Here is a 15,631-nt window from a genome sequence, read left to right on the forward strand (position 1 = left end):
TAGTTTGGTTTGGCCGATCACGGCTTGCCATCGTCGCCCGGCTGTGGGCACTCTTGGGGTATACCGCTCGCTCCTGCACAGGGCGCGCTGAGGCTGATAGGGATGCAACGGAGAGAGCGCCAATGACCGATATCGATGTGCGTTTGCGTGAAGATGTCCATGTGTTGGGTGAACTGCTTGGCGAAACCATTCGCCAGCAGCATGGCGATGCGTTCCTGCAGAAAATCGAGGACATCCGCCACAGTGCCAAGGCCGACCGTCGCGGCCCGGGTGAGCAGTTGAGCTCGACCCTGGCAGACCTGGCCGAAGAAGATCTGCTGCCCGTAGCGAGGGCCTTCAACCAGTTCCTCAACCTGGCCAACATGGCCGAGCAGTACCAGTTGATCCGCCGCCGCAACGCCGACCAGCCCGAGCCGTTCGAAGCGCAGGTACTGCCCGAGCTGCTGGGGCGCTTGAAGCAGGCCGGCCACAGCAACGATGCCCTGGCCCGGCAACTGGCCAAGCTCGATATCCAGTTGGTGCTCACCGCACATCCCACCGAAGTTGCCCGTCGCACGCTGATCCAGAAGTACGACGCAATCGCCGGCCAACTGGCCGCGCAGGACCATCGTGACCTGACCTCGGCAGAACGCCAGCAAGTGCGCGAACGTCTGCGCCGGCTGATCGCCGAGGCCTGGCACACCGAAGAAATCCGCCGTACCCGGCCTACGCCGGTAGACGAAGCCAAGTGGGGTTTCGCAGTGATCGAGCATTCACTGTGGCATGCCATCCCCAGCCACCTGCGCAAGGTCGACAAGGCCCTGCTGGAGGCCACTGGCCTGCGCCTGCCGCTGGAGGCCGCGCCGATTCGCTTTGCCTCGTGGATGGGTGGGGACCGTGATGGCAACCCCAATGTGACGGCTGCGGTCACCCGCGAAGTACTCCTGCTGGCGCGCTGGATGGCCGCCGACCTGTTCCTGCGCGACATCGATGCACTGGCCGCCGAGTTGTCCATGCAGCAGGCCAACGACGCCCTGCGCAAACAGGTTGGCGACAGTGCCGAACCCTACCGCGCTGTGCTCAAGCGACTGCGCGACCGCCTGCGTGCGACACGCGCATGGGCGCATTCGGCCTTGACCAGCAACCAACCGGCCGATGCCGACGTGCTGGTAGACAACCGTGAGCTGATCGCGCCGCTGGAGCTGTGCTACCAGTCACTGCACGAATGCGGCATGGGCGTGATCGCCGAGGGGCCGCTGCTCGACTGCTTGCGTCGTGCGGTGACCTTCGGCCTGTTCCTGGGCCGCCTGGACGTACGCCAGGATGCTGCTCGTCACCGTGATGCGCTGACCGAGATTACCGATTACCTGGGCCTGGGGCGTTACGCCGACTGGGATGAGGAGCAGCGCATCGCGTTCCTCCAGGCCGAGCTGAAAAACCGCCGGCCCCTGCTGCCTGCGCATTTCAAGCCGCAAGCGGACACCGCCGAAGTGCTGGCGACCTGCAGGGAAGTGGCCGCTGCGCCGGCCGCCTCGCTGGGGTCTTACGTGATCTCCATGGCCGGTGCCGCCTCGGATGTACTGGCGGTGCAACTGTTGCTCAAGGAAGCCGGCCTGACCCGCCCCATGCGTGTGGTGCCACTGTTCGAGACCCTGGCCGACCTCGACAACGCCGGCCCGGTCATGCAGCGCCTGCTTGGCCTGCCGGGCTACCGCGCGGGCCTGCGCGGCCCGCAGGAGGTCATGATCGGCTACTCCGATTCGGCCAAGGACGCCGGCACCACGGCCGCTGCCTGGGCGCAGTACCGGGCTCAGGAGAACCTGGTGCGTATCTGTGCCGAGCATCAGGTCGAGCTACTGCTGTTCCACGGCCGTGGCGGTACGGTTGGGCGAGGCGGTGGCCCGGCCCATGCGGCGATCCTGTCGCAGCCACCGGGTTCGGTGGCGGGGCGTTTGCGCACCACCGAGCAGGGTGAAATGATCCGCTTCAAGTTCGGCTTGCCGGGCATCGCCGAGCAAAACCTCAACCTGTACTTGGCCGCCGTGCTTGAAGCGACGTTGTTGCCACCACCACCCCCGCAGCCGGCCTGGCGTGAGGTGATGGACCAGTTGGCCGCCGATGGTGTCCAGGCTTACCGCCGCGTGGTACGGGAGAATCCCGATTTCGTCGAGTACTTCCGCCAGTCGACGCCAGAACAGGAGCTGGGGCGCCTGCCGTTGGGCAGCCGCCCGGCAAAACGTCGCGCCGGGGGCATCGAAAGCCTGCGGGCCATCCCGTGGATCTTCGGCTGGACCCAGACCCGGCTGATGCTGCCGGCCTGGCTGGGCTGGGAAACGGCGCTGACCAATGCCTTGGCCCGTGGTCAGGGGGAGTTGCTGGCGCAAATGCGCGAGCAATGGCCGTTCTTCCGCACCCGCATCGATATGCTGGAAATGGTACTGGCCAAAGCGGATGCGCAAATTGCCGAGGCCTACGACGAACGTCTGGTGCAACCGCACTTGCGTCCTTTAGGTGCGCACCTGCGCGACCTATTGTCGCAGTCATGCCAGGTGGTGCTGGGCCTGACCGGGCAGCCGGTGCTACTGGCGCACAGCCCCGAGACACTGGAATTCATTAGCCTGCGCAATACCTATCTGGACCCGTTGCACCGCCTGCAGGCAGAGTTGCTGGCTCGCTCGCGCAGCCGCGAAGCCGCTCTGGACAGCCCGTTGGAGCAGGCCTTGCTGGTGACTGTGGCGGGTATTGCCGCCGGGCTGCGCAACACCGGCTAAGGGCAAGCCCGGGTCATGTCTGGCGCGTACCATACAGGCCCGGCACTATGACGGGGAGGGTGGTTGCGCCTGGCGCAACCGCCTGCCCGGTCAGCCGCAAGTGGCGCATTCCTGCAACTTTGGGACGCTTGTCTGGCTGCCGGGCGCTGTGTATCTTGAGCAGCCTTCTGACCGATTTATGGTCATACCCGATTTTCCGGAATTGGCCCTGGTCGCCGAATCCATTGAATTTCATAAAAAAATTTGAGGAGCACGAGATGCGCGTAATTCTGCTGGGAGCTCCCGGGGCCGGTAAAGGTACTCAGGCAAAGTTCATCACCGAAAAGTTCGGTATTCCACAGATCTCCACCGGTGACATGCTGCGTGCCGCCGTCAAGGCTGGCACCCCGCTGGGCCTGGAGCTGAAGAAAGTCATGGATGCCGGCCAGCTGGTCTCCGACGAGTTGATCATCAGCCTGGTGAAGGAGCGCATCGCTCAGCCTGATTGCGCCAACGGCTGCCTGTTCGACGGCTTCCCACGCACCATCCCGCAGGCCGAAGCCATGGTCGCTGCCGGTGTCGACATTGATGCCGTGGTCGAAATTGCCGTGGACGACGAAGAAATCGTCGGCCGCATGGCTGGCCGCCGCGTGCACCTGGCCTCGGGCCGCACCTACCACATTCAGTACAACCCGCCGAAAGTGGAAGGCAAGGACGACGAGACCGGTGAAGACCTGATCCAGCGTGACGACGACAAGGAAGAAACCGTTCGCCATCGTCTGTCGGTCTACCACAGCCAGACCAAGCCGCTGGTGGATTTCTATCAGAAGCTGTCGGCTGCCAATGACGGCAAGCCGAAGTACAGCCATATCGAAGGTGTCGGCTCGGTTGAAGCCATCACCGCCAAGGTCCTGGCAGCCCTGAGCTGATCCGGCGCCTGGCGCACCTCGACAACGGCCCGCTTTTGTGGGAGCGGCCTTGTGTCGCGAAAGGGCTGCAGTACAGCCCCAGATAATGGTGTCATACCGCTGAAACCCTGGGGCCGCTATGCGGCCCTTTTCGCGACGCAAGGTCGCTCTCCCAGGGCCAGTGCAGGCTTTGAAATCAGTGCGAAGGGCCGCACAGCGGCCCCCTCGGGACACAACGCCGCTGCTGCTCTATACTGCCGCTCTTTTTCATTCGCACCTGGATACCCGTTCGATGACCACCCTGCTGGCCCTGGATACCGCCACCGAAGCCTGTTCCGTCGCGCTGCTGCATGATGGCAAGGTGACCAGCCATTACGAGGTGATCCCGCGCATGCATGCCCAGAAGCTGCTGCCGATGATCAAGCAACTGCTGGCCGACTCTGGCGTGGCACTGAATGCGCTGGATGCCATTGCCTTTGGCCGTGGCCCGGGCGCGTTCACCGGCGTTCGTATTGCCATCGGTGTTGTGCAAGGCCTGGCCTTCGCCCTCGAACGCCCGGTGCTGCCGGTGTCCAACCTGGCCGCTTTGGCCCAGGGTGCATTGCGCGAGCAGGGCGTGCAGCAGGTGGCCGCTGCCATCGATGCGCGCATGGATGAAGTGTACTGGGGCTGCTACCAGGCCACGGCGGGCGAAATGTGCCTGGTCGGCCGTGAAGCCGTATTGCCGCCCGAGCAGGTGGCGCTGCCTGCAGGCAGCAATGGCGAGTGGTTCGGTGCCGGTACTGGATGGGGCTACGCCGAGCGCCTGGCGGTACAGGTGGCGGCGAGCAACCCGGCTGCCTTGCCCAATGCGCTGGACATTCTCAGCCTGGCCACCTTTGCCTGGGCCCGTGGCGAGGCAATCGTCGCCGAGCAGGCGCAACCGGTTTATCTGCGCGATAATGTAGCCACGCCCAAGAAGCACTGAGTGCTGTTCGTCGGTTATCGCCGAACACGCTAAAACCTTTTGCGCGATCTGTGGTCCAGTTATCACTCAAGCATTAGCGACGGAACCCTGATGCTGCTAAATTGCCATCATTGGTCCTGAGTGCTCATGCCATGCGTATCGACGGTTTCTCATCGCAGTCCTACCCGCTCAAGCGCACCTCGCGCAAAGCAGCGGTGCGTGACGAGGCCATCGACGATGCCGAGGTGATCGAGGAGGCAGAAGCCGCCCCGCAGGAAGCCACCGCCCGCCGCCCTGGTGGTGGCCTGCCAGCCCGCCAGCAGGACATGGTTTTCCCTCGCGCCCGTGACCGCCGCACCGCCACCGCACTGGCCAGCTACCTGAGCACTGCCGGCTTTACTGACTGGGACATGGAAGTACTGGGGCTCGACCTGTACATTTGATGGATGAATCCCTCACCACTGCCTTACTTTCTCGGTTGCCCGTCGTGGAGCGAAAACGCCTGGCGCGACTACCTGTACCCCGCTGACGCCAACAGTAATCAAATGCTTGGCTTCTACAGCCAGGTGTTCAACGCGGTCGAAGGCAACACCACTTTCTACGCACGTCCCGCTCCCGGCACCATTGCCCGCTGGGCGCAGGTCATGCCCGAGCACTTTCGCTTCACTGCCAAGTTTCCGCGGGATGTCAGCCATGAGGGCGACCTGCGTGACCAGCTTGAGCCTGCCTTCGACTTCACCCGGCTGATGGCCCCGCTGGGCCAGCGCGTATCACCCTATTGGTTGCAGTTGCCGGCCCAGTTCGGCCCGGCGCGCCTGGGTGAGCTTTGTCACTTCCTCGATCAGATCGGCGTGCCCGTGGCTGTGGAAGTGCGCAACCAGGCGTTTTTTGCCAAGGGTGAGGAAGAACGCCTGCTCAATCGCCTGCTGCACGAACGCGGTGTGGAGCGTATCTGCCTCGACCCGCGCGCGCTGTTCAGTTGCACCTCGCGCGACCCTGCCGTGCTGCATGCGCAGTCGAAGAAGCCCAGGGTGCCACCGCGGCCGGCAGCCTTCAGCCAGTACCCGCAGGTTCGCTTCATTGGCCATCCGGAACTGGAGGCCAATCACACCTTCCTCAGCCCTTGGGTAGAAAAAGTCGCCGCCTGGATTGAAGAAGGCCGTAATCCCTATATCTTCCTGCACACCTCGGACAATCGCCTGGCTGCCGCGCTGGCCCAGCGTTTCCATCAACGCCTGATGGCACGCCTGCCGGGCCTGGCACCTTTGCCGGAATTGCCGCGCGCCCCTGAGGTCGAACAATTGGGGCTACTCTGACCTTTCCCTGACTGCCGGAGGTTGAACCATGGATGTGCAAACCCTGCGAGCTGAGGCCTTCAAGGCGTTACACGAGCGCGACGGCGCGTTCGTCATCCCCAACCCGTGGGATGCCGGCTCCGCCAAGTTGCTCGCCAGCCTGGGTTTCGAGGCGCTGGCTACCACCAGTGCAGGCCTGGCCTTCAGCCTTGGCCGGCCGGACGCCGAAGGCGCCTTGAGCCTGGACGATACACTGGACAATGCCGGCGAGATCGTCGATGCCACCGCGCTGCCGGTGGCCGCCGATCTGGAAAACGGTTTTGGCGACTTGCCCGAAGACTGTGCCCAGACCATTCTGCGTGCCGCCGAAATTGGCCTGGTGGGCGGCTCCATCGAAGATGCCAGCGGCCGCAGTGATGCGCCTATCTATGACTTCGGGCTGGCTGTGGAACGCGTGCGCGCTGCCGTGCAGGCTGCGCGAAGCCTGCCATTCCCGTTCACCTTGTGCGCTCGTGCAGAAAACCTGCTGCACGGGCGCATGGACCTCGACGACACCATCCTGCGCCTGCAAGCCTATGCCGAAGCCGGTGCCGACGTGCTCTACGCGCCCGGGTTGCGCACCGTGGAGGAAGTCCGTGCCGTGGTGCAGGCAGTCGCACCGCGACCTGTGAATGTGCTGATGGGCATGGCGGGCGTGCCGCTGAGCGTCAACCAGTTGCAGGACCTGGGCGTGCGCCGCGTCAGCGTTGGCTCGTCGCTGGCCCGTGCTGCACTCGGGGCCTTCTACCGGGCGGCGCAGGAAATTCGCGATGAGGGCACGTTCGGCTACGGTGAGCAGGCAATGCCGTTTGCCCAGCTGAACGATCTGTTCCGCCGCTGATGAGGGCATTGCTGGCGCTACTGGCCGGCCTGCTTACGGTGGCCGGCCTGGCCTGGCACTTCGGCTGGTGCCTGCCTGCCACATGGACCCCCTGGGCGCCGCTGGACGTACGCCAGCCGCCCAACCTGCTGACCCCCTACAAACTGTCGCGCCTACGCGATGACCCAACGCTGTGCCGGCAGGCGCTGGAAACCAGCCACCTGCGTTACCGGGCACAAGCCGACAGCCCGGCGTCGGCCAACTGCCCGCTGCAGAACGTATGGCGCATCGAGGGCGGCCAGGCGCGGCTGAGCAGCAGCTTTCTGGCCAGTTGCCCGTTGGCGGTGGCCTATGCACTGTTCGAAAACCATGGCTTGCAGCCGGCGGCGCAGGAAGTGTTTGGGCAACCGGTGACGCAGGTCGATCACCTGGGCAGCTTTGCCTGCCGCAACGTCTACCACCGCAAGCAGGGCCGTTTGAGCCAGCATGCTACGGCCAATGCGCTGGACATCAGCGGTTTTCGCCTGAAGGACGGCCAGCGCATTATCCTGGCGCGTGACTGGCAGGCGGGCGGGCAGAAGGCGGAATTCTTGCGTCAGGTGCAGCAGGCCGCATGCGAAAGCTTCAGCACGGTATTGGGGCCGGACTACAACGCTGCGCACCGCAACCACTTTCACCTGGACATGGGGCGCTGGCAGATCTGTCGTTAGCCTCAGGCGTACGCGCGCACGTTGTTCAGCACCACTGGGCGCGCCCAGTGGATGTCGAACTCCAGGTCATTCTGCTGCTTGGCCAGGGTGGCGTCGTCGAACGGTTCCGGGGCCGGGTCCAGCAGGTTGCTTTCCAGCTCGGCGATAGGCAGGAACAGTGACCGTGGCGTGGGGCCAGGGCCGGGTTCGGCGATCGGCTGACCCTGCTTCATCACCACCGGGCGCAGCCAGCTGTTGTTGATGTCGAGCTGGCGCTGCTGCTCGATCAGTTCCATGGCGCTGAACGGCTCGGGGGCGGGCGGCAGCAGCTTGGCTTCAAGCTCGGCCTTGGGCAGAAACAACGGTTCGGGCGGCGCCACGATGGTGTCGTGCACCGGGCAGGCGCGCTGGGCGTCGATCAAGGCCAGTGCACGGGCGCCGCCGATGGGTTCGCCGCTGTCCTGGTCGTACTGCACGAACGACTGGCTGACGCCGTCTACGGGCTCTTCCTGCTGCTCGGCCATGGCCCGGGCAAAGAAATCCTGCCACAGGTGGCTGACGCCCCCGAGTGCCTGGGTGTTGTGCTGACTGTAGTTGCCGACAGGCGACAAATAGGTCAAGCCGATGGGAAGAGTATCTGACATGGCAGTCGTGCGCGCTGTGCTCTGGCAGAATAGCGGGATATTGCCTGTATCGGCCGTGGCTGCCGATTCATTAAGGGCTTGGTTTGATTTTTCGGGTGTGAACGATGGAAGAGCATGGCACGGGTATCAGGGTCGAGGCGATGACAGCTGAGTATGCGCAACAGGCCAGGGCGTGGGCTGAACGCCTGGGCCTGCCGCTGCAGGACGATACCGCTGCCTTCGCGGTGCAGGTGGGCGCCGACGGCTTGCAGATTCAGCAGCTTGGCCCGCAAGCGCCCGGGCCGGTGCGTGTAGACTTCGTCGAAGGCCAGGCTGCGCATCGCCGCCAGTTTGGCGGTGGCAACGGGCAGATGATCGCCAAGGCTGTGGGCATTGCCCAAGGTATCCGGCCGCAGGTGCTGGATGCCACGGCAGGGCTGGGCAAGGACGCGTTCGTGCTGGCCAGCCTTGGCTGCCAGATGACCCTGATCGAGCGCCAGCCGCTGATTGCCGCGCTGCTGGAGGACGGCCTGGCGCGGGCGCGAGCGGATGAAGAGGTGGGCCCGATTGTCGGGCGCATGCGCCTGCTGACCGGCAACGCCATCGAGCGCATGCGCGCCTGGGAAGGGGAGGCGCCGCAGGTGATCTACCTCGACCCGATGTTCCCACACCGCGACAAGAGCGCCCTGGTGAAAAAGGAAATGCGCGTGTTCCGGCCTTTGGTCGGTGACGACCTGGATGCCCCGGCCCTGCTCGAAGCCGCCCTGGCGCTGGCCAGCCACCGGGTGGTAGTGAAGCGCCCGCGCAAGGCACCGATCATCGATGGGCCGAAGCCGAGCCATAGCCTGGAAGGCAAGTCGAGCCGGTATGACATTTATCCGAAGAAGGCGTTGAAAGCCTGACGTTTGTGTGGCCTGCCCAGGCCTCTTCGCGGGTAAGTTCGCGAAGAAGCCTGCTAAAACCAGAAATCAGGGTTTGAATGCCCTCAAGAACACCCCCACCACCTCGCGCACATGCGCCTCGGCTTGATTGCCTTCCAGCGGCCCCGCACATCCCAGCAGCAACCGGTAATCCGGTGCCCCTTTTACCAGGCAGAAGAAGTGCTCCGCGGCGCGCAGCGGGTTGTCGATGCGCAGCAGCCCACGCTCATGAGCCCGGCGCAGTAGCGCTTCCATGCCTGCGAGCACGCGCTTGGGCCCGGCTTCGTAGAAGTACTCGCCAAAACTCGGGTCCAGGCTGCCCTGGGCCATGATCAGGCGGCTGAGTTTGACCGCTTCGTCACTGCTGATAAGCGCCTGGAAGTTGCGGGCAATGGTCAGCAGTACTTCTTCTACCGGCACCCCCTCGGGATACTCGAACAGCAGGTCAGGCAACTGGACCTGGCAGGTGGCCATGACCGCCGAGCAGAACAGGGTCTGTTTGTCGGTGAAGTGGCTGTACACGGTGAGCTTTGAAACACCTGCCGCCGCAGCGACCGCATCCATGCTGGTGTTGGCGTAGCCTAGGCTGAGGAAGAGCGTCTTGGCCGCTTCGAGGATAGCCTCGCGCTTGGCCAGGTCCTTGGGCCGGCCCGGGCCGATGGGTGCGTCGTTGGGCATTGTGGTCTGCATCTGGTTTAAGAATCTCCATCTTAACGGGTCAGCCGCGATACGGCTAAAACTAGCTGACATTTACCTGCGGCCTGCCAACGTTCAGCTGATCGACAGGGGGGCGTTCAGCCGCCGCTTGATCTCACAGGCGCCAGAGGGCTCCAGCCAGGTCGTCGAAAAACCAGCGCATGCCCTTCCCGGCATCGTTGCGCTGATTTAATATACCAGCCAGTACAAATATTAAATGTGCACTCCGCGAAAGGATTCATCATGTTGCGCCATGCCTTGTCCATCGCTCTGCCCGCCGCTGCTGCCCTGCTTCTGGCGGCGTGTGGCCAGGAAGCCGCCCCACCCGCCGCGCCGCGCCCGGCGCTGGTGGTGCAGCCGCAGCCTGCCGAAGCCGCTGCCGACAGTTACCCCGGCGAAGTGCGCGCGCGCTTCGAGCCGGAGTTGGCTTTCCGCATTGGCGGCAAGGTCAGCAAGCGACTGGTGGAGGAGGGGCAGCGGGTCAAGGCCGACCAGCCGCTGGCCGAACTGGACCCACAGGACGTGCGCCTGCAACTTGAAGCCAACCGCGCCCAGCTGGCGGCTGCCGAGGCCAACCTGGCATTGGTGCGCGCCGAACGCGACCGCTACCAGAAGCTGCTGGAGCGGCAGATGGTCAGCCACTCCCAGTACGACAATGCCGAAAACCTGTACCGTGCAGGCCTTGCCCGTCTGAAGCAGGCCAAGGCCGAGTTCGATGTGGCGGGCAACCAGGCCGAATATGCCGTATTGCGTGCGCCGCAGGCCGGGGTGATCGCCAAGCGCCAGGTTGAAGTGGGCCAGGTGGTCGCCGCCGGGCAGACCGTGTTCACCCTTGCCGCCGATGGCGAGCGAGAAGTGGCCATCGGCCTGCCGGAGCAGCAGTTTGCCCGCTTCGCTGTGGGCCAACCGGTGAGCGTGGAGCTGTGGTCGCACCCGCAGGCGCGTTTCCAGGGGCGCATTCGCGAGCTGTCACCGGCCGCCGACCCGCGCTCGCGCACGTTCGCGGCGCGCATCGCCTTCACCACGGCCGCCGTACCGGCCGAGCTGGGCCAGAGCGCCCGGGTGTTCATCGCCAAGGATGGGCTGATCCCGCTGGCGGTACCGCTGTCGGCAGTGACTGCGGAAAACGGTCAGGCCTATGTCTGGCGGGTGAACAAGGAAAGCCGCCTGGAGCGGGCGACCGTGCGCCTGGGGGCTTATGGCAGCGACAGTGTGCCGGTGCTCGAAGGCCTGGACCCGGGTGACTGGGTGGTTGCCGCTGGTGGCCATGTACTGCGCGAGGGCCAGGAGGTACGCCCCGTGGACCGCAGCAACCGTGTAGTGAACCTGACGGCCAAGGAGTAAGTCCCGATGGGTTTCAACCTTTCTGCCTGGGCGCTGCGCAACCGCCAGATCGTCCTGTTCCTGATGATCCTGCTGGCCGCCATTGGCGCCATGTCGTACACCAAGCTTGGCCAGAGCGAGGACCCGCCATTCACCTTCAAGGCCATGGTCATCCGCACCCTGTGGCCAGGCGCCAGCGCTGAAGAAGTGGCGCGGCAGGTGACCGAGCGCATCGAGAAGAAGCTGATGGAAACCGGTGAGTACGAGAGGATCGTCTCGTTCTCTCGCCCCGGCGAATCGCAGGTTACTTTCATGGCCCGCGACTCGCTGCACTCCAAGGATATCCCCGAGTTGTGGTACCAGATCCGCAAGAAGGTTGCGGACATTCGCCACACTTTGCCGCCGGAGATCCAGGGCCCGTTCTTCAACGACGAGTTCGGCACCACCTTCGGCAATATCTATGCGCTGACTGGCGAAGGCTTTGACTATGCGGTGCTCAAGGACTACGCCGACCGTATCCAGATCCAACTGCAGCGGGTCAAGGATGTGGGCAAGGTCGAGCTGATCGGCCTGCAGGACGAGAAAGTCTGGATCGAGCTGTCCAACCTCAAGCTGGCCACCCTCGGCGTGCCGCTGGAAGCCGTGCAGAAGGCGTTGCAAGAGCAGAACGCGGTGAGCACCGCCGGTTTCTTCGAGACGCCCAGCGAGCGCTTGCAACTGCGCGTGAGCGGGCGTTTCGACAGTGTCGAGCAGATCCGCCAGTTCCCCATTCGCGTGGGTGATCGCACCTTCCGGATTGGTGATGTCGCCGAGGTGCACCGTGGCTTCAACGACCCACCTGCACCGCGCATGCGCTTCATGGGCGAGGATGCCATTGGCCTGGCGGTGTCGATGAAAGACGGTGGCGACATCCTGGTACTGGGCAAGGCCCTGGAAGGCGAGTTCGAGCGCCTGGCGCATAACCTGCCTGCCGGCATGGCGCTGCGCAAGGTTTCGGATCAACCGGCGGCGGTCAAGGCCGGCGTGGGCGAGTTCGTGCAGGTGCTGGTTGAGGCGTTGGTCATTGTGCTGCTGGTGAGCTTCTTCTCGCTGGGCCTGCGCACTGGCCTGGTGGTGGCGCTGGCCATTCCGCTGGTGTTGGCCATGACCTTTGCCGCCATGCATTACTTCGGCATCGGCCTGCACAAGATTTCCCTTGGCGCGCTGGTGCTGGCCCTGGGCTTGCTGGTGGACGACGCGATCATTGCCGTGGAGATGATGGCGATCAAGATGGAGCAGGGCTATGACCGCCTCAAGGCAGCCAGCTATGCCTGGACGAGTACGGCCTTCCCGATGCTCACCGGTACGCTGATCACGGCAGCAGGCTTTCTGCCGATTGCCACCGCGGCCTCCAGCACGGGCGAATACACCCGGTCGATCTTCCAGGTGGTAACCATCGCTTTGCTGACCTCTTGGGTGGCGGCTGTGGTGTTCGTGCCTTACCTGGGCGAGCGCCTGCTACCCGACCTGGCCAAGCTGCATGCGGCGCGTCATGGCAAGGACGGCCATGCTCCAGACCCATACGCCACCCCGTTCTACCAGCGCGTGCGACGGCTGGTGGAGTGGTGCGTACGGCGGCGCAAGACGGTAATCCTGCTGACCGTTGCCGCTTTTGTCGGCAGCCTCCTGCTGTTCCGCTTCGTACCCCAGCAGTTCTTCCCGGCCTCCGGGCGCCCGGAGCTGATGGTTGACCTGAAGCTGGCCGAAGGCGCCTCGCTGGCCAATACCGCCGAGCGGGTCAAGCAGCTGGAGGCGCTGCTCAAGCAGCAGGACGGTATCGACAACTACGTGGCCTATGTGGGCACCGGTTCACCGCGCTTCTACCTGCCGTTGGACCAGCAACTGCCGGCAGCCAGCTTTGCCCAGTTCGTGGTGTTGGCCAAGTCGATGGAAGACCGCGAGCGCCTGCGCAGTTGGCTGATCAGCACTGTGGACCAGCAGTTCCCCGACCTGCGCGCCCGGGTCACGCGCCTGGAAAACGGCCCACCCGTGGGCTACCCGGTGCAGTTCCGGGTCACTGGCGAGCATATCGAGAGGGCCCGTGCACTGGCCCGTGAAGTGGCGGACAAGGTGCGCGAGAACCCGCATGTGGTGAACGTGCACCTGGACTGGGAAGAACCCAGCAAGGCGGTGTTCCTCGAAATCGACCAGGACCGCGCCCGTGCGCTGGGCGTGAGCACTTCGCACCTGGCGAGCTTCCTGCAAAGCTCGCTGATCGGCACCACGGTCAGCCAGTACCGCGAAGACAACGAACTGATCGAGATCCTGCTGCGCGGCACCCTCCAGGAGCGCAGCGAGCTGGCCAACCTGGGTAGCCTGGCGTTGCCCACCGACAATGGCCAGAGCGTGGCGCTGTCGCAGGTGGCGACCCTGGAGTACGGCTTTGAAGAAGGCATTATCTGGCACCGCAACCGCTTGCCGACGGTGACCGTGCGTGCCGATATCTACGACCAGGAGCAGCCGGCGACGCTGGTGAAGCAGATTCTGCCGACCCTGCAGGAAATCCGCGCCAAGCTGCCCGATGGCTACCTGCTGGAGGTGGGCGGCACGGTGGAGGATTCCGAACGTGGGCAGAAGTCGGTGAATGCCGGCATGCCACTGTTCATCGTGGTAGTCCTGAGCTTGCTGATGATCCAGCTGCGCAGTTTCTCGCGCACGGTGATGGTGTTCCTCACCGCGCCGCTGGGGCTGATCGGTGTGACACTGTTCCTGCTGGTGTTCCGCCAGCCGTTCGGCTTTGTCGCCATGCTCGGCACCATTGCCCTGGCGGGGATGATCATGCGCAACTCGGTGATCCTGGTGGACCAGATCGAGCAGGACATCGCAGCAGGGATGGAGCGCTGGCAGGCGATCATCGAGGCTACGGTGCGGCGCTTCCGGCCGATCGTGCTGACCGCGCTGGCGGCGGTGCTGGCCATGATCCCGTTGTCGCGTAGCGTGTTCTACGGGCCGATGGCGGTGGCGATCATGGGCGGGTTGATCGTGGCCACGGTGCTTACACTGCTGTTCCTGCCGGCGTTGTATGCGGCATGGTTCAGGGTGAAGAAGGGCTGAAGACCGCTCCTACAACGGCCTGTGTCCAACCCCGCCGCCGTGTAGGAGCGGGTTTACCCGCGAATACGGTGGCGGCAGCAACGGTGAGCGGCTGGTGAAAATTGGCCAGCAGGCCCGGCCCTTTCGCGGGTGAACCCGCTCCTACAGAGGACCGCGCAGTCCAGATCAGTGTAGGAGCGGGTTTACCCGCGAATACGGTGGCGGCAGCAACGGTGAGCGGCTGGTGAAAATTGGCCAGCAGGCCCGGCCCTTTCGCGGGTGAACCCGCTCCTACAGAGGACCGCGCAGTCCAGATCAGTGTAGGAGCGGGTTTACCCGCGAATACGGTAGCGGCAGCAACGGTGAACGGCTGGTGAAAATTGGCCAGCAGGCCCGGCCCTTTCGCGGGTGAGCCCGCTCCTACAGCGCGCCGAAGACCTTCTTGGCCAGGCTGGTAGCCGCCGCTGCCGGGTTCTGGCGAATGTTCTGCTCCTGTTTGCCGATCATCTCGAACAGGCCATCCAGCGCCTTCTCGGTCACGTAGTTCTCGATATTGGCGTCATCCTTGACCAGCCCCAGGCCTTTGGCCTGGGCAGCGAAGGCATTGTACTGCTGGGCCACGCCGACCTTGTCGGTGGCCTGCTTGACGATTGGCAGGAACTTGGCGCGGATCTGCTCGCGGCTGCTCTTGTTCAGGTACTGGGTGGCCGAGTCGTCACCGCCGCTGAGAATGCCCTTGGCATCGGTCACGCTCATGTTCTTCACGGCATCCACCAGAATCGCCTGGGCCTGTGGCACGGCTGCCTCGGCGGCTTTGTTCATGCTGGTTTCCAGGGCTTCGACCTGTTCACCCTTGCCGAACATCTTCATCGCCTTGGCGGCTTTGCCCAGGTTGCCTGGCAGCTCGATGCGCACGTCCGGATTGTTGCTGAAGCCGCCAGGGGTGCTCAGTTGCTTGACGGCCAGCTGCGCACCTTGGGTCAGGGCATCTTTCAGGCCGCCGGTGGCGTCTTTCTGGCTGAGGTCGCCCAGCGACAGGGCCAGGGCACTGGCCGACAGCAGCAGGCCGGCGCACAGGGTGGTGAAGCGCAGGGAAGTGCGGATCATGAAGCTTTCCTTGTAAACGGATGAGTGCGGGTATCAGCGAACCTGATCTACCTTGATGCGTACCGATTGCGGGTCACTGCCATCAAGCGCGACACCGTGGTGTTCGGTATTGATGAACAGCAACTTGCCATTCAGCTCGATGCGCGCGCTCACCGCATAGCGGTGGCCAGGCTTGACCTGCGCGGGGTCATAGGTGAGATGGAACGGCAGCGGCACGTTGCCTTTGACCGGACCGGCCTGGCGCGCGAGGGTCACGGCAGGGGCGTCCATCAGCGACACATCCTGCAGTTCCACGCTCAGGGTGGCGGCAGGCGGCAGGGCAATGCGCTGCAGGTAGAAGACTTCGCCGTCCAGGCTGGCCTGGTTGGGTGGGGTTTGGCTGGAGCAGGCTGCAAGCAGGGATGCGCAACACAGCATAAAGAGCTTTTTCATGGAATCTCCGGTGTCCTTGGAGCTGGCTTGTG

14 protein-coding genes are annotated in these 15,631 nt (G+C 64.2%); 10 read left to right on the forward strand and 4 right to left on the reverse strand.

Annotation, left to right across the window (positions count from 1 at the left end; all coding sequences use genetic code 11):
* The first annotated feature begins 122 nt into the window (after nt 1–122).
* From ppc to FQ668_RS07025, 7 genes are all read left to right on the forward strand, one after another.
* A complete protein-coding gene (gene ppc, locus FQ668_RS06995) occupies nt 123–2,750 on the forward strand; it encodes a phosphoenolpyruvate carboxylase (RefSeq protein WP_014592164.1) in 2,628 nt (875 codons plus the stop codon).
* Between the two features lie 257 nt (nt 2,751–3,007).
* Nucleotides 3,008–3,658, forward strand: coding sequence for an adenylate kinase (gene adk / locus FQ668_RS07000; RefSeq protein WP_014592163.1), 651 nt, complete (start codon nt 3,008–3,010; stop codon nt 3,656–3,658).
* Between the two features lie 271 nt (nt 3,659–3,929).
* Nucleotides 3,930–4,604 carry a tRNA (adenosine(37)-N6)-threonylcarbamoyltransferase complex dimerization subunit type 1 TsaB gene (gene tsaB, locus FQ668_RS07005; protein WP_014592162.1) on the forward strand — a complete coding sequence of 225 codons (675 nt, stop codon included), beginning with the start codon at nt 3,930–3,932 and terminating at the stop codon, nt 4,602–4,604.
* A gap of 131 nt (nt 4,605–4,735) precedes the next feature.
* A complete protein-coding gene (locus tag FQ668_RS07010; RefSeq protein WP_014592161.1) occupies nt 4,736–5,026 on the forward strand; it encodes a hypothetical protein in 291 nt (96 codons plus the stop codon).
* A 3-nt stretch (nt 5,027–5,029) separates the two neighbouring features.
* Nucleotides 5,030–5,899: a DUF72 domain-containing protein gene (locus tag FQ668_RS07015; RefSeq protein WP_019437676.1), complete on the forward strand. Its 870-nt coding sequence runs from the start codon at nt 5,030–5,032 to the stop codon at nt 5,897–5,899.
* A gap of 28 nt (nt 5,900–5,927) precedes the next feature.
* Entirely contained in the window at nt 5,928–6,758 is an 831-nt protein-coding gene (locus FQ668_RS07020; RefSeq protein WP_014592159.1) for an oxaloacetate decarboxylase, read from the forward strand.
* Entirely contained in the window at nt 6,758–7,447 is a 690-nt protein-coding gene (locus FQ668_RS07025) for an extensin family protein (RefSeq protein WP_019437674.1), read from the forward strand. Before FQ668_RS07020 ends, FQ668_RS07025 begins: the two co-directional genes overlap by 1 nt.
* A 2-nt stretch (nt 7,448–7,449) precedes the next feature.
* Here the strand turns inward: FQ668_RS07025 and FQ668_RS07030 are convergent, their stop codons facing one another.
* Nucleotides 7,450–8,070 (reverse strand): hypothetical protein, encoded by a 621-nt coding sequence (locus FQ668_RS07030; RefSeq protein ID WP_019437673.1) that lies wholly within the window; start codon nt 8,068–8,070, stop codon nt 7,450–7,452.
* Nucleotides 8,071–8,174: 104 nt separating this feature from the next.
* Between FQ668_RS07030 and FQ668_RS07035 the strand changes: the two genes are divergently transcribed.
* Complete coding sequence (locus tag FQ668_RS07035; RefSeq protein WP_019437672.1) at nt 8,175–8,951, forward strand: class I SAM-dependent methyltransferase; 777 nt, start codon at nt 8,175–8,177, stop codon at nt 8,949–8,951.
* Nucleotides 8,952–9,017: 66 nt separating this feature from the next.
* On the opposite strand, the gene FQ668_RS07040 is transcribed toward FQ668_RS07035, so the two are convergent.
* Nucleotides 9,018–9,659 (reverse strand): TetR/AcrR family transcriptional regulator, encoded by a 642-nt coding sequence (locus FQ668_RS07040; protein WP_019437671.1) that lies wholly within the window; start codon nt 9,657–9,659, stop codon nt 9,018–9,020.
* Nucleotides 9,660–9,908: 249 nt separating this feature from the next.
* Between FQ668_RS07040 and FQ668_RS07045 the strand changes: the two genes are divergently transcribed.
* Both FQ668_RS07045 and FQ668_RS07050 read left to right on the forward strand, forming a co-directional pair.
* Nucleotides 9,909–11,009 carry an efflux RND transporter periplasmic adaptor subunit gene (locus FQ668_RS07045; protein ID WP_010952607.1) on the forward strand — a complete coding sequence of 367 codons (1,101 nt, stop codon included), beginning with the start codon at nt 9,909–9,911 and terminating at the stop codon, nt 11,007–11,009.
* A gap of 6 nt (nt 11,010–11,015) precedes the next feature.
* Nucleotides 11,016–14,081, forward strand: a complete 3,066-nt coding sequence (locus tag FQ668_RS07050; protein WP_019437670.1) for an efflux RND transporter permease subunit — start codon at nt 11,016–11,018, stop codon at nt 14,079–14,081.
* 399 nt (nt 14,082–14,480) lie between these two features.
* On the opposite strand, the gene FQ668_RS07055 is transcribed toward FQ668_RS07050, so the two are convergent.
* Both FQ668_RS07055 and FQ668_RS07060 read right to left on the reverse strand, forming a co-directional pair.
* A complete protein-coding gene (locus FQ668_RS07055) occupies nt 14,481–15,167 on the reverse strand; it encodes a DUF4197 domain-containing protein (protein WP_010952609.1) in 687 nt (228 codons plus the stop codon).
* Between the two features lie 33 nt (nt 15,168–15,200).
* Nucleotides 15,201–15,599, reverse strand: coding sequence for a YbaY family lipoprotein (locus FQ668_RS07060; protein ID WP_003252249.1), 399 nt, complete (start codon nt 15,597–15,599; stop codon nt 15,201–15,203).
* Nucleotides 15,600–15,631 lie beyond the last annotated feature (32 nt).

Source organism: Pseudomonas sp. Kh14, assembly GCF_900291005.1.
Taxonomy (GTDB): Bacteria; Pseudomonadota; Gammaproteobacteria; order Pseudomonadales; family Pseudomonadaceae; genus Aquipseudomonas; species Aquipseudomonas alloputida.